This window comes from Neobacillus drentensis (assembly GCF_021560175.1).
Lineage (GTDB): Bacteria > Bacillota > Bacilli > Bacillales > Cytobacillaceae > Neobacillus > Neobacillus drentensis_A.
On the sequence record NZ_CP091110.1, the window covers coordinates 332,835 to 352,468 of the forward strand.

16 protein-coding genes are annotated in these 19,634 nt (G+C 40.6%); all 16 read left to right on the forward strand.

The annotated features are described in order from the left end of the window. Positions 1-16 precede the first annotated feature (16 nt). The 16 genes from L1999_RS01680 to L1999_RS01755 all read left to right on the forward strand — a co-directional run bounded on the left by L1999_RS01680 (position 17) and on the right by L1999_RS01755 (position 19,503). Positions 17-1,723, forward strand: a complete 1,707-nt coding sequence (locus L1999_RS01680; protein WP_235741962.1) for an adenine deaminase C-terminal domain-containing protein — start codon at positions 17-19, stop codon at positions 1,721-1,723. A 1-nt stretch (position 1,724) separates the two neighbouring features. After that, entirely contained in the window at positions 1,725-3,053 is a 1,329-nt protein-coding gene (locus L1999_RS01685; protein ID WP_235741963.1) for an amidohydrolase, read from the forward strand. Between the two features lie 449 nt (positions 3,054-3,502). Next, positions 3,503-3,799: a WXG100 family type VII secretion target gene (locus L1999_RS01690; protein ID WP_235741964.1), complete on the forward strand. Its 297-nt coding sequence runs from the start codon at positions 3,503-3,505 to the stop codon at positions 3,797-3,799. 123 nt (positions 3,800-3,922) lie between these two features. Next, on the forward strand, positions 3,923-7,318 hold the full coding sequence (gene esaA / locus L1999_RS01695) for a type VII secretion protein EsaA (protein ID WP_235741965.1): 3,396 nt from the start codon (positions 3,923-3,925) through the stop codon (positions 7,316-7,318). Next, the gene (gene essA, locus L1999_RS01700) at positions 7,293-7,778 is read left to right on the forward strand and encodes a type VII secretion protein EssA (protein WP_235741966.1); all 486 of its coding nucleotides are present in this window, start codon (positions 7,293-7,295) and stop codon (positions 7,776-7,778) included. The genes esaA and essA overlap by 26 nt, the downstream gene beginning before the upstream one ends. A gap of 12 nt (positions 7,779-7,790) precedes the next feature. Then, positions 7,791-8,048 carry an EsaB/YukD family protein gene (locus L1999_RS01705; protein WP_235741967.1) on the forward strand — a complete coding sequence of 86 codons (258 nt, stop codon included), beginning with the start codon at positions 7,791-7,793 and terminating at the stop codon, positions 8,046-8,048. 14 nt (positions 8,049-8,062) lie between these two features. Further along, positions 8,063-9,355 (forward strand): type VII secretion protein EssB, encoded by a 1,293-nt coding sequence (gene essB / locus L1999_RS01710; RefSeq protein WP_235741968.1) that lies wholly within the window; start codon positions 8,063-8,065, stop codon positions 9,353-9,355. A gap of 37 nt (positions 9,356-9,392) precedes the next feature. Then, a complete protein-coding gene (essC, locus tag L1999_RS01715) occupies positions 9,393-13,931 on the forward strand; it encodes a type VII secretion protein EssC (protein WP_235741969.1) in 4,539 nt (1,512 codons plus the stop codon). Then, positions 13,924-14,328, forward strand: a complete 405-nt coding sequence (locus L1999_RS01720; RefSeq protein ID WP_235741970.1) for a chorismate synthase — start codon at positions 13,924-13,926, stop codon at positions 14,326-14,328. The genes essC and L1999_RS01720 overlap by 8 nt, the downstream gene beginning before the upstream one ends. After that, complete coding sequence (locus L1999_RS01725; RefSeq protein ID WP_235741971.1) at positions 14,315-14,617, forward strand: WXG100 family type VII secretion target; 303 nt, start codon at positions 14,315-14,317, stop codon at positions 14,615-14,617. The genes L1999_RS01720 and L1999_RS01725 overlap by 14 nt, the downstream gene beginning before the upstream one ends. Beyond that, positions 14,614-15,321 carry a DUF5081 family protein gene (locus L1999_RS01730; protein ID WP_235741972.1) on the forward strand — a complete coding sequence of 236 codons (708 nt, stop codon included), beginning with the start codon at positions 14,614-14,616 and terminating at the stop codon, positions 15,319-15,321. The genes L1999_RS01725 and L1999_RS01730 overlap by 4 nt, the downstream gene beginning before the upstream one ends. After that, positions 15,314-15,643, forward strand: a complete 330-nt coding sequence (locus tag L1999_RS01735; protein WP_235741973.1) for a hypothetical protein — start codon at positions 15,314-15,316, stop codon at positions 15,641-15,643. Before L1999_RS01730 ends, L1999_RS01735 begins: the two co-directional genes overlap by 8 nt. A 4-nt stretch (positions 15,644-15,647) precedes the next feature. Then, positions 15,648-17,423: a hypothetical protein gene (locus tag L1999_RS01740; RefSeq protein WP_235741974.1), complete on the forward strand. Its 1,776-nt coding sequence runs from the start codon at positions 15,648-15,650 to the stop codon at positions 17,421-17,423. Between the two features lie 22 nt (positions 17,424-17,445). Then, positions 17,446-17,988 (forward strand): hypothetical protein, encoded by a 543-nt coding sequence (locus L1999_RS01745; protein ID WP_235741975.1) that lies wholly within the window; start codon positions 17,446-17,448, stop codon positions 17,986-17,988. Positions 17,989-18,092: 104 nt separating this feature from the next. Then, positions 18,093-18,476 (forward strand): hypothetical protein, encoded by a 384-nt coding sequence (locus tag L1999_RS01750; protein WP_235741976.1) that lies wholly within the window; start codon positions 18,093-18,095, stop codon positions 18,474-18,476. Between the two features lie 163 nt (positions 18,477-18,639). Beyond that, positions 18,640-19,503, forward strand: a complete 864-nt coding sequence (locus L1999_RS01755) for a DMT family transporter (protein ID WP_235741977.1) — start codon at positions 18,640-18,642, stop codon at positions 19,501-19,503. The last annotated feature ends 131 nt before the right edge of the window (positions 19,504-19,634 follow it).

Below are 19,634 nucleotides of genomic sequence, written 5' to 3' on the forward strand. Positions count from 1 at the left end.
AGGGTGGAGAAATTTGATGAAAGTCGATTTAGCAATCGTAAATGCACAGGTTTATAACACGTTTATCAAAAGGTTTGAAAAGAAAAATGTGTTTATTATGAAAGAAAAATTTTATTATATTACCGCTGAAGAAATCGATTACTATCAGGTAAGCGAGGTAGTAGATGCAAAGAATCGTTATCTAGTACCGGGATTAATCGATATTCACATGCATATTGAAAGCTCAATGACTTCTCCATCTATTTTTTCAGAGGCCGTGTTAACCCATGGGGTAACAACCGTTGTCGCTGACGCACATGAGATTGCAAACGTGTTTGGTATGGAAGGACTGGAGGCGTTCTTTTCTCAGCCAAGTGTTATGGATACTTTCTTTGCGATTCCATCCTCGGTACCTTCAACCACGCCGGAATTAGAAACGACAGGCGGTTATATTGGTGTGGAAGAAGTGAAGCAGCTCCTGAAGCATCCGAAAGTCATTGCTTTAGGCGAAGCGATGAACTTTAATGGAATTGTCAATGAACCGGATTCATTGATTCGGCAAATTTTACGCGAAGTTCAAAGTGATCGACCGTTCATGCCTTTAGAAGGACATATTCCTCGTGTTTCAGGATTAGAGTTAGCCAAATTTTTATATGCTGGCTTAACAGCTGATCATACTCATCAATCTCCGGAATCGATTTACGAGAAAATCACGAATGGGATGTTTTTAGAATTTCAAAAAAAGTCGATTACACCAGAAAATATCCAAGTTATTGTTGAAAATCAGTTCTATGAATATATGGCCTTCATTACCGATGATGTGATGGCGGACGACTTGTTGGAAGGACATTTAGATGCCAACGTGCGATTGGCCCTTTCTTGCGGGATGCCAGTAGAGCAGGCTATCTATTGCGCTACCTATACACCTGCCAGACGAATGGGATTTCAGGATCGGGGTGCCATTGTCCCTGGATTTAAGGCAGACTTTTTATTAATCGATCATATCGAAAGCTTTACTATTGGGGCAGTTTATAAGGATGGAAAATTGGTGCACAAACGGGGAACAGATATTCAGTTTCCAACGGATAAACCTGCTTTTCCAAAGGATTTTTATCAGTCTGTACATTGCCGTGCATTAACAACGGAGGATTTACGTTTTAAGGTCAAAAAATCGGAAAAGGCGATCGTCAACGTGATTCAAATTTCAGAAACAGGTACCTTTACCGAACATGTAAAGCGGGAGGTTAGCGTGGTAGATGGATTTTTGGATTGGGAGAATAGCGGGTTAGCCCTTATTGTGGTGATGGAGCGTTATGGGAAAACAGGTAACATTGGCTACGGATTTGTGGATAAAGCGTTATATGAAAAAGGAGCTGTCGCCACTACTTGGGCCCATGATCATCATAACCTGATGGTGATGGGAACAAGTTCCGAAGATATCCTAGCCGCACAAAAGCAATTATTGGACATGCAAGGGGGTTATGTCGTTACCCAAGCTGGGATGGTCCAAGCGGTATGTCCTTTACCGGTTGGCGGCATTATCAGTGATGCACCGATACAAGAACTAGGGTCGCAATTGAAAGAAGTCCGTCAAGCGATGATTAAGTTAGGCTACCGTAACAGCAATGAAATTATGTCTTTCTCAACTTTATCCTTGCCGGTATCACCTATAATCAAAATTACTGACAAAGGGATGATGAATGTTCGCTCGCAAATCATGATCCCATTGGTGGAGGGTGAGTAATTTGAGAATACTCATTAAAAATGCCTGGATTTTAACGATGAATGAGCAGATGGAACAGTTTCAAGATGGCTATTTAATGGTAGACGGGGAGAAAATAATCGAAGCGGGAGCAATGGATTTACTGCCAAAGGATATGACGTATGACAAAGTCATCAATGCTAGAGGGGCTATTTTATTGCCTGGTATGGTTAATACGCACACACATATTGGGATGATTCCGTTTCGTTCATTAGGGGATGACTACTCCGACCGGCTTCGACGCTTCTTATTTCCATTAGAAAATGAATGTATGAATGAAAGGCTTGCCTATACTAGTGGGAAATATGCGATTGCGGAAATGCAGCTTGCCGGTGTGACGACGTTTTTTGATATGTATTATTTTGAACAGCAACTGGCAGAAGCAGCGGAGGAAATGAGTAGCCGCGGCCTGTTAGCAGAAACTGTCATCGATTCCGTAACGGTAGATGCAGAGGAGCCAATGGGCGGTTTACAATATGCTAAAAGTTTTTTGCCTAAATGGCAAGAAAATAAGAGAATTAAAGCATCTATTGCACCGCATGCGCCCTATTCGAATACAATCGAAGTCCTGAAGCAGGCAGATCTTTTATCCAAGAAGTACAATGTGCCATGGATGATGCATATAAGTGAGATGGATTTTGAAATAAACAAATATCGCGAAGAACGTAATCAAACACCAATTGAATTTTTAGAAGAGATTGGTGTATTGAGTGCAAGGCTCGTAGCAACGCATTGTATTCATTTGTCTGATAACGATATTCAGCTGTTAAAGAAATATGATGTGAAGGTAGCTCATTGTATCGGTGCGAATACGAAATCTGCCAAAGGTGTGGCCCGCGTTCAGGATTTATTGTCTGCCGGTGTAACAGTTGGGCTGGGAACAGATGGCCCAAGCAGCGGCAATACCCTGGATTTATTCAGCCAAATGCGCTTGTTTGCCAATTTTCATAAAACCATCTTACAGGACCGCAGCGCCTTTCCAGCACAAGAAATTGTAGAGTTAGCCACCATTGGAGGAGCGAAGGTTTTAGGAATGGAAAAGCAAATTGGCTCAATTGAAGCAGGGAAACAGGCTGACTTTATCTTAGTTGAAACAGATTCCATTAATATGTTTCCTATTTTCGATCCATATTCGGCGTTAGTGTACTCGGCTAATGCTGGTAATGTAAGAGATGTATTTATTGCTGGAAAGCAAGTGGTTGAGGAAAAGAAATTAGTTGATTTTGATGAAGCACAATTAAGAAGAGAACTTGCTGAAGCCATGGAGCAATGCGGATTTAAAACAAAAGCATTAAAAGCAATGGAGTCATAAAGCAATGAGTAACAGAAATTGTAAATCCTAATACACAGAAAAGGACTATTCCATAAGGAAAGTCCTTTTTGTTAGTACAGGATCATATAAATTTTTTTGAAAAAACAGGATAGAATGCCTAAAATCCTTGAAAATTCATCGAAACACCCCGCAAAGCATAACTATTGTCCTGGGAAGTTGGAACTTCTTCTTCCTAAGGCCTATTAAAAAAAATCCTTTTTTCAAAATATCCTAGAAATAAAGGCCTACCAATCCTTCTTGAAAGTTTGATAGGCAGTTTGAAGGAATAAATTCTCTGTGTTATAAACATATAAGTAAATAACTTCCAAAAAAGTAAGCTGGCGACGGAAGAAATGTACATAAGAAGGATCTGATTGTGTTTATCATTACTTTTATGATAAAAATGTCTAATTTCTTTAGGCAATAATAGGTAGAGGAGATGGAGTTAAGTGGCTGGACAAATTCGGATGACCCCAGAAGAGCTAAAAGCAAAAGCAACTCGTTATGGCCAGAGTTCACAGCAAATTGAGCAGATTTTAAGAGACCTTACGAATCTGCAAAATGAACTTCGCGGCGAATGGGAAGGTCGTGCTTTCCAACGATTTGACGATCAATTTAATCAGTTGAAGCCGAAGGTACAAAACTTTGCTCAATTAATGCAGGAAATCAATACACAATTGAACAAAACAGCAGATGCTGTGGCGCAGCAGGATGAGCAATTATCACAAAACTTTGGTCTAAATTAATAGAAGAAATAACGAATGGCCAAAAGCCACGCGACAATTGTTGTGTGGCTTTTGCTCTTTAAAGTTAGGGATTAACAGCAATTATTCATTTATATTGATGAGTCAAATTCAGGGGTTGGTTGGATGAAAAAAATGGAGCGTAGTGTCTTATTATTTCTTATTTTCGTGCTTGTACTCGCATCGGGAATTACTTATTTGGCGCTGAATCAAGCATCCAAAAGCAAAGATAACGAGGATGACCCAAAAATGACGGTCGCCTTGGTCAATGAGGACCAAGGGGCAGAATTTAACGGTGATAACTATCAATTTGGTAATGAATTTATAAAGAATATTGAAAAAGATGACCAGCAGGACTGGTTTGTTGTCAGCAGAGGGGTCGCAGAAAATGGTCTAAAGCGTAATGTCTATAATATGGTGATTGTCATTCCGAATGACTTTACAAAAAAGGCATTGTCAATCGAATCAAAAACACCAGAGCAGGTTGTTGTGAACTATAAAATTAATGCAACCGATAATAGTAATCTAAAAGCAGCAGCAGAAAAAACGGCGAGCTCCATCTTAGGGGAATTTAATCGCCGCATTATAGATGTTTATTTTGCCAGTGTCCTTGGAAATTTACATGAGGCACAAGACAATATCGGTACACTCGTTCAAAAGGAACAATTTTACACGAATGTCTATAACAATTCCGTTCATCGTCCATTAGCTGGTTATACCTCGCAATTTGGAGCGGTTCAAACGAACACCAAGGTGTCAAAAGATAGTTTTCAAGGCTTACAGAATCTCCTAAAGGGTTTTGAAAATAACATAGGCCAGGGAGTGCAAACAGGCAATATCTATCAGTCCAGCTTCAAGGATTTTACGAATTTACAAGCCGCTAATGCCCTTGATTCCAAAGGCTTTTCCGAGCAGTTAATGGCTCTTGATAGCCAGATGAATGATGGGAGTGTACTTCAGCAGCTTGAGGGCTTAATGGCCGCAAACAAAGCAATCAATGAGCAGTTTCACACGAATGAGGATCAATCCGCCAATATTTTGTCTGAAGCAGCTGCCCTTCAATCGTACCTAACGAACACAAAGGCAGAAATAGAGAAGGCCGATACAGAGTTAGCGGATAAACTAGCTGCAGATATGCAGACTTCCATTCGTGATCAGGTACTGAAGGAAATCAAAAATTCATCTGATGGTGAGCATACTGTGAACCTAAGTGGCTTTTTTGCACAACCAGATGTGACTGCGCGTAACGCTATTCAAAGGCAAATTAACCAGCTTCCGTCTCTTAACCCAGAGGACTTAATTGGTCTGCCATTAAAAGATGAAACCATCACACAGCTTAAGAATGTGATGGCCTTCACCAACAAATATAATCGGGAGTTTAACTTTAATCCAAACCGTAATTCAGATAGTATTCCATTAGCAGACCAGGTGGAACGAATTAAAAACAGTTTAATCAATGATGGCGTAGTGCTGACTGATACGGTAACACTGCCAGAGGATAAAAAGGACGGACAGGAGTTTACCTTATCGATACCTAAGGAATTTTCCGTTACCCAAGTGATATTGGCATTGCCTAACAGTAACGAAATGGGCTATACCGAGCCTTTTGCAGCAAATAATAAGATCAATCTGCCTAAAACTGAAGAAGGATCCTTTACCGTCAAAGTAAAGGTGAAATTGAAAGAAGCAGATAAGAAAGTGGATGTGTTTCAACCTATTACATGGAATTGGAACTTGGAGCAAAAGGATGTCACAGCTGTTGATACTCCTATAACACCGGAAATATCTGAAACATCAGAGCAAAATCAAACGACAACTGAACAGTCTTCAGATACGGCTGAACCGACAAATAACATAGCGGCCACTGAGTCAGGTAATCTAATGCCGCAAATCGATGCTGCAAGTCTAAAGAATACTGATACCCCAAGTACTGGGGAAACAGGGACTGAAAATCAGGATCATACGGCTATTCCAGACGAAGCTAACAATAATCAAAGTAATGATCCATCAAATTCCATTATTAAAATAAAGATCGTCAATAATCATATTACCCATCAAGTGATGTCACCGCTTATAACGGACTCTTCCAACGTTTTAGTCAATTCATCAAGCGCTACAATCAGTGACTATCAAAAGTTGATGTCACTTTACAATCTTTATTTTGGAATAGGGAGCGATCAGTTTAATCGTCCTGATTTAGTTGACCAGCTGGATCAGAGTAGTTTAAGCGATATAGCGTCAGAGGATTCGCTTTACTATTTATTTAATAAGCAAGATATCGTAGATATATTAGCTAATTATGTTGCTGAGCAAACAACAGAGGAAATGAAGCAGCAAACAGAAGAATGGAAGAGTAAAATGGATACCTATTTAAGTCTTGTCAACGACGCTAACGATCATTCGATGCAAATGGCAGATAAGATTAATCAAACGATCGCCCAAGCGGAGCTCCAAAATACAACTCTTACAAAAACCCTTGAGGATTTATCCAAATGGCGCGGAGAGAGTTTGAATTTGCAGGATGCGCAGTCAAAAATTTTACTTAATGGTAATGAAGAACAAAGTGTCGTTGTTTCGCTTGATAGTCAACTAGGTTCTTTACTGGAATCAAGCCTTTTACTGGCGGATCAATCCAAGAATAATTTGAATTCAGCCGACCATGTTTACCAAACCTTTGAGACAATCGATCATCAGGCGAAGAATATTCAAGCCAGCGGAGCCAATTTAGTGAAGCAGGCAGATGATTTATCTACTAATCTCACCGATAAAACGCTCAAAGACAAGAATTTTGCTGCTAATTTCGCAGGAGTACTGGCTAATAGCCGGATTGGTGAACGGCCGAATGAAAATCTTTTAAACTTCCTATCTAAACCAGTTCAAACGAAAAATGCGGGTCTGATGATGGCGAGTGATGATACATTTACACCGTATTTCGTTGTATTAATATGTTTTATCGTCTCATTGTTTACTGCGTATGTCTTAGCTAATCATGAACGGAAAAGGCTTAATAATGATTCATTTGCTGAAGAGCAGACATTAGTAAGGCAAAATACACCGATGACCATCATCACGGCAAGTATTGGTCTCGTCGAAGGACTAGTCATTGGTTTGCTTTCCGGCTACTTTTTGGAAATTAATGAGGGAAAATTTTTACTCTGGGTCGCAATGATTACATTGATTATGGCAGCAATGCTATTAGCAAGTACCTATTTATTACGTCAATTAAAGATGGCTGGAATGTTTGTCTTATTGGTCATCCTCAGTTTGTATTTATTTTTAACAGATGCGATCGGACTGCACTTCGATCCATCCTCCTTTGCAGCTCAGTTGAGGGATTATTCACCGCTGCAATACATCGAGACATGGTTAATGAAGTTCGGCAGTGGAGCAGCAGGCAGCAGGACCCTCATTTTTAGCTTAGTTGCTGTAACCGTAATGAGCCTTGTTGGTCATCTATTCGTCACCCATCGTTTCGGTAAAAACGAGGAGGTAATCCATGAAGGCGTTAGTGAAAGTCTTTAGTATTCTGGTCCTTTTACTAGGTTGTTTTCCGGTATTTTCAACTCATTCCTTCGCAGCGGATGATACTGGAAAAATGCTGTTAAAAACTGACCGTATCGGTCAAGATTCTACAATCGGAAATGAGAATCATAAAGAAACAGAATTAGAAAAAGTGGCGCCCGAATTGTTCAAAGAACAAACTCGGGCAGCCATTAATACTAAACAATTAGAGTCTGAAAAAGCTACAGAGAACTTAGAACAGAAGCTCTTTGTTCAGCCGAGTAAACCAAATACTGCATTAAAGGATACGAAAAATACGCTGTTTTCGAGTAATTATACCGTTCAATATGCGGAGGCCTCCGCCCAAGATACAAAAAAGGACGGCGGACTGATCAGTGATAGAATCATTCCCGCTTTGATTGGACTCGTTGCAGCCTGCTGCGGGGGGATTTTTGTCATGATGAGGAAAATGCTTGAATAGAGGGAGAATGACATGTCTAGAGGAACACATGTAAATGTGACAGTTGATTTTAATGTGTGGTGTAAAGGGAGATATGACGTTAGAATCCCTTTACACCAGCCGATTAAACAACTGCTTGGAAACTTAATAGAAACATTGCAGCTTGATATTGATAAGGCCATTCTTTTTTCCATAAAGATTACAGACAAGGAACTGCTGCTTGCGGATGATGATCGACTTGTGGACCATCCGGTGACAAATGGCGATATATTACTAGTTTTGAAAAGCTAAAGGAGAAGGAAAACATGGAAGAAAAACTAATCAAAATGGAGTCACTAAAGTTTCAGTTCCACATTAGTGAGGGTCATTGGCAATTAAAACTGCCGAAATCGCAAACGCGAGTGAAGGAGATTCGTCAAATGGCATTGATGAATAACGACACCGCCCTATTTGTACCTTCATTTGTCACAGAGGAAGCGGATTTGTTTACCTTTTCCTTTACCGTCGATCCACGAGCAAATACCTGGGAAGATATACGAAAGCTGAATCGGAAAGATAAGTTACGCTTGTTGTGTAATGTGGCTCGCTTTAAAAAATGTCTAACCACGCGTATCACCTTCTTCCTTCATCCGGATCATTTGATTGTTGACGATAATTTGATCCCGTCTCTAGTCTATCGAGGTATCCGGGATTTAGTCCCCCCTTATCATCTTGATGAAAAGAACTTTACCCTCCAATATAAATGCTTGGTCATTGCTTTGTTTTCAAAGAAATATAGTTATGATGAGCTTTACGCTGGATCTTTACACCAGGCGAAGGATACCGAATTCGAACGCCAGGTGATAGAAACAGAGGATCTTGACGCATTAATTAAACTATTAAACGCCAAATACATAGAAGAAAAAAAAGCAGCTGAAAAGAGTCTGCAAATCGTACCGAAGAAGAGGTTTCGTCTTTTTAGACAGTTAACTTTTACCATGCTCGCGCTTTCGGTTTTATTGGCTGTGCCATTAGCCTATCTCGGTTTTGTGAAAATACCCTTTCAAGGACATCTATTAGATGCACATCGAGCTTTTCTAGCCTTAAATTATGCAGAGGTTATTACTGATTTAGAAGGTCAAAATCCAGAGAAACTTCCTGATACGAGTAAATACGTTCTCGCCTATTCCTATATTGAATCAGAACCTCTCTCCGATGAGCAAAAAGAAGCCATTATAAAAAATATTAGTATCAAAAGTGATCCTAATTATTTGTTGTATTGGATATACAACGGCCGGGGCGACTTTAATCGTACGATTGACCTTGCCAAGTATATCGATGACCCACAGCTGATTATGTATGGTCTGATTAAGCAAATGGAAAAGGCAAAGAATGACCCTGAATTAAGCGGTACAGAGCGGGAAAAGAAAGTACAGCACTATCAGGATCAATATGACACCTACGCTGACAAATATGGACTGGATTCGTTAGTAAACGAGGAAAGCACCGAACCTGCTGCTGCGGTACAAGAACAGCAAAGCGGGGAGGTAACGAATCAAGAAGGAAAAACTAGTCCTGAAACTAGTGAAAAGACAAAACCAGCTGAGAATAAAAAGTAGAGTAATCTGGACTCGGCAGATAGAGAGGAAGAGAAAGATGGCACATCGCCTATTGCTGATTAGCTATAGAGACCAATTGCATAAATGCCATTTAAATAAGAATGAACCGAAGCATATATCGGTTGGCCCTGATTGGACTGACACGATTACCTTTTCAGAATTGGATTCAGCCATTGACCTGGATTGGGATGGTGAAGTTTGCAAAATGGCCGAAAACCAGCTGAGGGTTAATGATCGTCTAGAAATGAAGCATCGAGATGATTTAATAACCATCTATTTGAAGGAAGAAAAAGAGTGGCCGGTGTTTGATATCACTCAGTGCCGCAGTATTACCGTGGGTGCAAATGATTATGATGATGTAGTCTTAGATAACACTACCGTCGATTTGGCATTCATCCGTGAGGAGCTTGGAGAACCTTTTAAACTAGAAGTCTATGACGGAGAGGTTTATCACAACTTTGCTATTGCAGGCAGGAATGCAGTTTTGGAACCTGGGGATGAAGTATTTTTTGCCGGGTTAATCGTAAAAATTGGCGCCGGTGATATTCGTGTTCTTGGAACAGAAGTCATTAAAGATATAAAACTAACGGAATTGTTTGGGATTCATCGAGGCTTTGACAGTAATTATCCTGATTTTCACCGTTCCCCACGGATTATTTATCGGGAACCGGAGGATAAACGGAAAATCGCCAAACCTTCTCCTAAACCTGTAAAACCGAGTGAACAGCTGGCACGTGTCATTGTACCACCTCTTGTCATGATTGCGGCCATGGTGGTTGTGTCTATATTTCAGACTAATGGTTTTTATATCATCGCGATGTTGGCTATGACGATTACAACGGTTATTTTTTCTATTACATCCTATTTAAAAAGCCTGAAACACTATCGTTTGAATTTGAAGGAACGGGACCTGGGTTATCAAGATTACTTGAAGCAGAAGGCTCATGAATTCTATCAAGCAAGCGAAGAACAGCGGCATGCCCTGAACTACCATTTTCCAGACGCCAGTCAAATTCGTGATATGGCCAGAAGTGTCCATTCCCGAATATATGAAAAGACAAGGTTCCATCATGACTTTCTGATGTTTCGTGTCGGACTAGGGAGGGTTGATTCTAGCTTTGAGATTGAATTCAATTTAGAAGAATTTACCCTTGAAAAGGATGAACTTGTCGAAGCAGCCAGCAGCTTAAGGGGGCAGTATCTCACATTGGATGATGTACCAGTTGTCACCTCTTTGATGAGGGGACCAGTTGGCTACATCGGGCAGCGCCGCCTTGTTATTGAGCAACTGCAGCTGCTTGTCATGCAGACTGCTCTTTTCCATAGTTATCATGACCTGCAGTTTGTCACGATTTTCCCAGAAGAGGAGAAGGCGAAATGGGATTGGATGCGCTGGCTTCCGCATGCGAGCCTAAGGGATATCAATGTCCGCGGGTTTGTTTACCATGAGCGCTCCCGTGACCAAGTGTTAAATTCTCTTTATCAAATAGTAAAAGAGCGGAAACAGGCTGTAGATGATCGGACGAATAACAGTGAAAAAATCTATTTTTCTCCCCATTTTGTTGTCCTGATTACCGATGAAAAATTGATCCTGGATCATTCGGTCATGGAGTATTTTAATGAGGATCCTAGTGAACTTGGGGTTTCGCTCGTGTTTGTACAGGATGTCATGCAGTCGCTCCCAGAGCATGTAAAAACCGTGATTGATTTTCGGGATGCTCAAACCGGCAATATCCTGCTCGAACAGGGAGAACTGGTTAATCGAGGGTTCAGACCTGATCATCTTCGAGATGATTTTAATAAAGAGGATTTATCCAGAGCATTGTCTCCCCTTAATCATTTACAAAGCTTAAGGAACTCCATTCCCGAAAGTGTCCCCTTCTTAGAAATGTATGGTGTGAAGAAGGTTCAAGAGCTTCGTATTCATGAGCGCTGGGCCGCAAATGAAACATATAAAAGCCTAGCAGTACCGCTCGGCTTAAGAGGAAAAGAGGATATGGTCTACTTAAACCTGCATGAAAAAGCCCATGGTCCGCATGGATTGGTCGCAGGGACTACTGGCTCCGGTAAGTCGGAAATTATTCAATCATACATTATCTCGCTTGCCGTTAACTTTCACCCGCATGAAGTCGCCTTTCTGCTAATCGATTATAAAGGCGGCGGGATGGCCAATTTATTTAGACATCTCCCGCATTTATTAGGAACCATCACAAACCTGGACGGTGCGCAATCAATGAGGGCGCTGGCTTCCATTAAAGCGGAGCTGCAAAAGCGCCAGCGCTTGTTCGCTGAGCATGATGTAAATCATATTAATCAATACCAAAAGCTTTATAAATTGGGTGAAGCCAGTGAGCCGATGCCGCATTTATTCTTAATCTCGGATGAATTCGCGGAACTTAAATCCGAACAGCCCGACTTTATGAAGGAACTTGTTTCTACAGCAAGGATCGGCCGTTCGTTAGGAATTCACTTAATTTTGGCAACACAAAAGCCAAGCGGAGTTGTCGATGACCAGATATGGTCCAACTCAAAATTTAAGCTGGCGCTAAAAGTTCAAAATGCCAGTGATTCTACTGAGATCTTAAAAACACCGGATGCGGCTGAAATTACACTGCCGGGAAGGGCTTACTTACAAGTTGGCAACAATGAAATTTATGAACTGTTCCAAAGTGCCTGGAGCGGGGCGGATTACATTCCGGATAAAAATGAGCAAGACTTAATGGACACCACCATTTATGCGATTAATGACCTTGGTCAGTATGAGATCCTTTCTAACGACCTAAGTGGTTTATCCAGCCGGAAGGAAATTTCAAAAGTACCAACAGAACTGGACGCCGTTGTAAACCATATTGATGCCTTTGCAAAAGAAAGTGGAATTATAGAACTTCCTAGACCATGGCTGCCGCCTTTAGAAGAAAGAATTTATCTTCATGATTTGGATGTTGTAGATTACAAAAGCGCATGGGATAAAGAGAAGAAACCGCTGGAAGTCATCTTCGGCTTGCTCGATCTTCCGGAAATGCAAGAACAAAAGCCATTGACTTTGAATCTAAGCAAGGACGGACATATCGCAGTATTCTCAAGTCCTGGATATGGAAAGTCGACCTTTTTACAAACCGTCGCAATGGACATTGCAAGACGACATAATCCGGAAAGAGTCCATATTTATCTGATTGACCTTGGAACGAATGGCTTGCTGCCGCTCCGGGAGCTGCCACATGTTGCAGACACGATTATGGTGGATGAGGAAATTAAGCTCGGAAAGCTTCTTCGCAGGCTGCAAAATGAATTAAAGGAACGGAAGCAAAAATTGAGTAAATATGGTGTGGCCACCATTGAAATGTATGAACAAGCAAGCGGTAAAGAAGTCCCTTCGATTCTATTATTCATCGATACATTCGACTCGATTACGGATGCAGGCTACCGAGAGGAATTTGAGAAAACAGCCGCACAGATTGCCAGGGAAGGTGTCAGTGTCGGTATTCACCTGATTATTAGTGCAGGACGCCAAAGTGCGATGAGAGCACCAGTATTATCGAATATCAAGCATCAAATCGCGCTGTATATGATCGATGGAACCGATGTACGTAACATTGTTGGAAGAACGGATTTAACCATTGAGGAATTACCAGGACGCGGCTTAATGAAGCTAGAGCAGCCAAGTTCCTTCCAAACAGCCCTTCCTTCGAGAGGGGATGATACTCTGACAATCATTAAAAACATTCAAGAGGAATGTGAAGCGATGCGGAATGACTGGAAAGGAAGCAGGCCAATGCCTATTCCGATGGTTTCAGACACCGTTGATTTCACTAATTTCATCAATAAACCAGAGGCAAAATCGATGGTTAGCAGAGGGGCGATCCCATTTGCAGTTGACTTTGAAAATGTAGAGCCGGTCGAGTTAGGTTTTGTTGACGATCAAATTACATTGATTTTAAGTGACCGAATGGATCAAGTAGAGCAAACGTACTTAACACTTGTTTCAAGTGTTTCTTTAAACGAGCAAATTGACGTTGGTCTCATCGACAATGCTTCTGCGAGATTCAGAGGATACAAGGAAAGTGTTAATATTTATGCAGGAACAGCTATTGAAATGGATGACTTTATCGAGCGTTTGCAGCAATTACTGGAAACAAGGGAAGATGCCTTCCGTCAGGTTCAGCAAGCAACAGACGGCCGTGTGACAATGAGGGAATTTTTAAAAGAGTTACGTCCACTGGTGGTTTTGATAACAGATGTTGCCTTTTTAACCCAATCACTATCCTTTACCTCTCAAACAACGGTAACAAAATTGCTGGAAACAGGGGCGAGAGTTGGAATTTACTTTGTGATTGGCGCTGTACATGGGGCGATTGAAAGACAATACGATGATATTTCTACCATTGTGAAAAAACAAAAGGCGGGTATCTTGGTGGGTAGGATCACCGACCAGAATATTCTAGAAGTTTTGAACCGTCCTTATAAAGAACAGAACTTACTTCCGTACGAAGCGTATTACATTCAGCATGGCCGAGCAGAAAAAATTAAAATTGCGGCTCCTTACCAAAAAAGAGAGGAAGTGAAGGCGAGTGTTTGATTGGTTTAAATCCGATACAGAGAAAAAGCGGGATGATTATCATGAGCTGTACGAAAAACTGAGAAGTGCAATCTCCGAGCATGATCATAAGGTTTCCGAAGCTAATTCGGCTTACAGTTCCTATATAGGCACTGTTCCTAATCTATCTAACTCAGAAATACCTTCCAATGATTTTGAAATTAGCCGTGAACAATTAAATGCGAAATTAAAGCAGTATTTTCAACTCGATCAAGAGCAGCGGCAGTCCCTTGTTGCTGCTAAAGATAAAGCATATGAGCGATATGTGCATTATAAAAACTTGGCCATTCAAGAGGCTGAGGATGAAAGGGCTAAAAGGGAAAGGGAACTAAAGGAGCTAAAAGAGAAACTGGAGGGATTGATCAGTGGGGAGCGTTAGAATTGACGGAGATAAGGTAAATGAGGCACGGGCCGCAGCCAAGGCATTGGAGCAATCGATTGAGAAAACGTATGACCAATGTGACCAATTAATTTCCTACCTGCATGCGGCAGAGTGGAGCGGAAAATCGAGGGATGCCTTTTTAACCTATCTTGAAATCATTCAGAAGTATCACAAGGATATGAAATCTGCAGTTGCCAAACAGACAAAAGCCATAAACAACCTTGAAGGTTATTTCGATGATTTTCTTCAGGATTCTTCGGTAAGAGAAGTGAGGAATCTAGGATGAGTTCATCTACAGACGTATTCACAACCCCAGAACTGTATCTGTTAGCAGCATCTTTTGGGGGGAATGTCCTGTTTGGTCTGCCGGAAAAGGAAATTTTTCAGTTGCAGGGTGAGGAAGTCTTTAAGGTGGCCCATGAACAGCTGAGGGATAAGGGAATCATCGCAGGAGACGGTAAAATTACAAAAAACGGGGCAATTATAATCCAAACCGTTGAGAATTACCACCAAAGCAAGAAATATGTTCGGATTAATAACCTCATGTTTGCTTTTAGAGAGAAGGAGAGCGATGAGCTGATTGTTCTGGTGGAAACGGCAGAACAGGGTCAATACCAGCTGCGGGTAACCTCTAAGGCTATCATGCTAAAAATGTTGTGTGAGCACTTTCCTCTGATTATCAGAGAACCGGCGGAAAAGGAAACAACATTCCTAAAAAAAGATATATCGAACCATGAAAGACGTGAGATCGAAAGCTTTGAACCGGAAGAGATGTTAATGAATCTAGAATTCTTCCATCTTAAGGAGGAACATAGAGATCAATTTAATTGGCACTATTATCAGCAGTGGCTGATATTTACAAAAGTTGAGAAGTTAATCATGGTCGATACGGTGAATAAGAGATATTACCATGCTAGTCAATATTGGTTCTTGAAGGTCCTATTTGATGAACTGGATTTCCCTTATAAGGAGGCAGGGGTCTATGCTTAAAGCTACAGACGGTGGCGGCTCGGGTCTGTTGATTACTATTAATCCTGATGAAATTACGACAATATATAAGTTATTACAAGGCATCATTATGGAATTAGAGACCAATGCAGCTCCCAATATTGAAAAGTTGGGGAACCTTGGCTATTACGAAGAGGGAAAGGCCAAAAAAGCAATGGAAGTCTATGCGGAAGCGAACCAGAGGGTAATGGATTTACATGACAACTATAATCGTGCGGCGACATTGGTCATTGATATCCTAAATACGATGATTCAGGCAGACGAAGCAGTAGCTGAACAAATCATTGCGAAATTGGGGGTATGATTGAATGGATGTAAAATATATCCCTTCGGATTGGGAAAAAATGAAGGATGGTTTAGGGGATTTAATTGGACTAGGCCGCTGGGGCAAAGGCATGATTGATACTCTAAAAGATCTAAGTGATAACTTGGAGGATTCAGAAGGCGATATCGCGAAATATGATAGTGACGGGGTCATCTCTTTTCATCACACGAGCCAGAAAAACAAATACCAGGGATTGTATGAGAATTTTGAGATATTACATAGTTTCACTGGCAAGGTGGGTGACATCGTCGACCGCACCATTGATCAGCCATTCTATGAAGACATGGATGCCTTTGTTGAATCAATGCGGGACTTAACTATTGCCAACTACACGACGAAAAACCGGATTGGCGCCACAGATACACAGTTTGTCTATGCCGCTTACGGTCCGGCACAATCCTTTACCGTTCCCAAAACAGAAGTCGGTATGGATGATTTATTCAGCGGGGATAACTTCTTTGGAGAACAGATGAAGCTGGAGTATGATGCGTGGAAAGAGCTGAATCCTGACCAGGTTTTTTCTCAGGAAGAGTATCAGCAAGCAGCTCTTAATACCCGTGCGTTTCAATATGAATCGATTAGAAACCAACAAGAACATAAGGAGTTCTGGGTACAGCTGGGTGCGTTAGTAGTAATTGTCGGTGCCACCCTCATCTGTCCGCCGGCAGGAATGGCCTTAGGGGCTGCATACGGGGCAATGGAATTGAGCTCGGCTGTTTCCGGAAAGGATTGGGTTTCAGGAAGGGAGCTGGGGACTGGTGAACGCTGGTTCCGCGGATTATTAGCTCCGCTTGACATTGTTCCTGGTGTGAGTGGCTTAAGCAAATTCAGCAGTACTGTCCGTCTTGCGCATTCGGGTGATTCAATCGGTCAGCTAGGCTTGAGGACTGGTGTTAAGGAGGGTTTCCATCAGGGAGTCACTCACATTGATAATATGATCACAACAGCTGGCCGGCAGTCTGTGACACGATTGAAGAATGCTTCGGCTGTTGTAAAGGATGCATCTAATGTTGTGAAAAATAAGCTGGCGAAAGATACTCTTGAGGCAGCTAGATTAGTAGACAACGCCATTACAAAGGCAAAAAACATCACTTCATCCCGGAAAATCGGTTTAGTAATGGATGAAACTGGTGATGTTGGGAAGGTACATGATCCTGAAGCGAATAGCCATGCGGTGGAGAATAAGCTGAAGGATGTACTTAGTAAGATTGATGGGGTTAATTTGAAAGGCAGTATGGGCGGAGTAGTTAACGAGGAAGAGTTAAAATTAATTGCTGATGCAATAGAAGTTGGTACTAAAAATACGTGGGATGAATTTTTAATAAATAATCCGAATTTAACAACTTCTGAGGCAAGCGAAGCCTATATTAGATTGGTGAAAGAACAATCGCCATGGCCGGATGGGTATGTTCCAAAAGATTCAATACTTAAAGAAGGCGAGACTTTTCAAATGGCTTTGGCTTCCGGGCAGCCTTTAACCACTCCGGGGAGATTCTCCACAAGGGATCATATTACAAGTGTTGACTTTGTGAGGAATAAGTTAGCTGTAAAGTCCGATTGGAAAGCAGATTGCAGTGTCGTTGTTGAGTATAGGGTCAAAAAGGAATTGCCGGTTCAGACAGGTCCAGTCGGACCTCAGATTGATGTGAATGCAGATAAATATTTGCCAGGTGGTGCCAGTCAGATATTTATTAAATTAGATAGAAGTGTAAATATGATGGATTATTTAGAAATAGTGTCCGTAAGAACGATAGAATAATGAAGGGCGGTATCTAATTAAAATGGTGGATAAATTAACTTGGGACCAGAATAAGATAAGCTGGTATTTTGAACATGAGATTAATAAATCAATTGATAATATTATTTTGGCCATGGCAAAGAAAGATAAAGAAATTATTTATGTAGAAGCAGGACCTAACTTTATTACTGAAAAAGTGTATAGCTTCTTATATAACGGTGATTTGCTTTTTAGCTATGATAAAACATTGGGGGTTATTGAGTGGAATCATAATGGGAAAGTGCAAAAGAAGGCAATAGGAAATCTTAAGCAAGCATCCTATTATCCAAATGAAAAGAGGATCTTAGTTCTTATCAATAAAAAGTCTCAAGATATAGTTATTGGTTTGGATATCCATGGGGACGTAGTGTTTGAAATAAAAAGTCCTGCAGGCTATAGTATGGAATATTTTACAGAAATCAATGATTCTCCTGTAGTGGTGTGTGAAGGCGACGAAAACCATGTCGATAGTTTTGGAAGAGGAAGGGTCAACTTTTTTATTGATTTAACAAATGCAAAACTTGAAAAGGGAAATTTAGCCTATTAAAAGCATCCTTAGCGGTTTGAAAACTGCTAAGGATTTTTTTAAAGACTATCCAATTTCACTACAAAAGTGCTATTAGACCAATCGATTAATGAAGGGCGGACAATATGCAAAAAATAAGAAAAGGTCGATATACGTTGTTAAATGGTAGAGAATATAAAATATATGAAAATGATAATCTTACTTATGAATTAATCTCTGACTCCCCGGAAGATGTTAATTATGGATTCAAGGAAGAGTATTCATCAACGTATGTAAAAATAGTTGATAAAAGTGAGTTTTCAACAGTATACGAAGTTACCCCATATGCAAAGTATAAAGGGCGAACATTTGATGTTAGTTTACAAATAAAAGACGGAAAAGTAAGTATAGGTACTACAAATGCTGAATTGGCAAAGGAGCTAAGCTTGGAAAGAACTGATAAATATTTTTATGAGAAATGGGTACCTCTAAAGGATGTAAAAATTCTGGAAGATATTAAGGAAAGATAATCAGGCTAATTTTAGCACATTAAAAAATCCTTAGCAGTTTGAAAACTGCTAAGGATTTTTTTGATAAACAGTAGGAAGGAGTCTCAAAAATTAATAATTTTGAATTTTAATTATTATTAGATTAATATAGTAAAAGAAATGGGGGGGGGGGGGGGATCAGGTAATGAATGGAATGATACTTTTCTTATGTATAATCTGGGGTTTTAATTTTGTAATTATGAAAATGGGCAATGACGTGTTTCCGCCTGTTTTGTTTGCTGCCTATCGGTTTTTGTTTGGAGCCATTGTCCTTTTTGGGCTAACCCGGTTTAAAAGAATCCCGCTTCCGGGTAAACGGGAATTAAAATGGTACATCGTATGCGGACTTCTGCAGACAACTTATTTTAACATTGCCATTCAAATTTCTTTAAATTATATAAACGCGGGGCTTACTTCCGTGCTAACCTATAGCATGCCATTGTTTCTATCACTTATGGCTCATTATTTCATTCCTGGGGAAAAATTGACTGCTAGTAAGACAGGTGGAATCTTGATTGGGATACTGGGGTTGTTTTTAGCAATGGATATTCACTTTGGAGGAACGATCTGGGCTCCGATTCTTGCCTTAAGCTCTGCTATAACATGGGCGTTATCGAGTTTAATTTTTAAAACCAAATTACAAGGCTGTGATACTGTTCAATTTACTACCTGGCAAATGGCTGTGGGAGCTATTGGTTTATTTTTGTATTCCGTTAGTTTTGAACATGGTCCGTCACATTGGAGCCTTATGGCTGTAGTATACCTTTTATATTCAGGAATTTTGGCTTCTGCATTAGCATTTGTCATATGGTCTCATCTCCTTTCAAAAATGGAAGCAAGCAAAGCATCCATTTCTTTGTTAATGGTGCCCGTGATTGGTACTTTGTCAGGTTTCCTATTTTTAAAAGAAAGTTTGAATTCTATTACATTGGTAGGAATCGCTTTGGTGCTTTCAGGAGTGTGGCTAGTTAATCATACAGGTTCGACCCGAATTTCTAATAGCTATTAAATGTTATAGTATTCTTAGTTGGAATGGTTGATTGTTACCAATGTTAGAGAACTGGTTGAAAACATATTCCAGTGGAAGCGAGTAGTAGACGAGGCCTTGAAGTATGGATGCAGTCTAACGGTCAAGCAGAA

Coding starts and splice junctions, on each gene's coding strand:
- L1999_RS01680 (WP_235741962.1), top strand. CDS start 17: ATGAAAGTCGATTTAGCAATCGTAAATGCACAGGTTTATAACACGTTT.
- esaA (WP_235741965.1), top strand. CDS start 3,923: ATGAAAAAAATGGAGCGTAGTGTCTTATTATTTCTTATTTTCGTGCTT.
- essA (WP_235741966.1), top strand. CDS start 7,293: ATGAAGGCGTTAGTGAAAGTCTTTAGTATTCTGGTCCTTTTACTAGGT.
- L1999_RS01705 (WP_235741967.1), top strand. CDS start 7,791: ATGTCTAGAGGAACACATGTAAATGTGACAGTTGATTTTAATGTGTGG.
- essB (WP_235741968.1), top strand. CDS start 8,063: ATGGAAGAAAAACTAATCAAAATGGAGTCACTAAAGTTTCAGTTCCAC.
- essC (WP_235741969.1), top strand. CDS start 9,393: ATGGCACATCGCCTATTGCTGATTAGCTATAGAGACCAATTGCATAAA.
- L1999_RS01730 (WP_235741972.1), top strand. CDS start 14,614: ATGAGTTCATCTACAGACGTATTCACAACCCCAGAACTGTATCTGTTA.
- L1999_RS01735 (WP_235741973.1), top strand. CDS start 15,314: ATGCTTAAAGCTACAGACGGTGGCGGCTCGGGTCTGTTGATTACTATT.
- L1999_RS01740 (WP_235741974.1), top strand. CDS start 15,648: ATGGATGTAAAATATATCCCTTCGGATTGGGAAAAAATGAAGGATGGT.
- L1999_RS01745 (WP_235741975.1), top strand. CDS start 17,446: ATGGTGGATAAATTAACTTGGGACCAGAATAAGATAAGCTGGTATTTT.
- L1999_RS01750 (WP_235741976.1), top strand. CDS start 18,093: ATGCAAAAAATAAGAAAAGGTCGATATACGTTGTTAAATGGTAGAGAA.
- L1999_RS01755 (WP_235741977.1), top strand. CDS start 18,640: ATGAATGGAATGATACTTTTCTTATGTATAATCTGGGGTTTTAATTTT.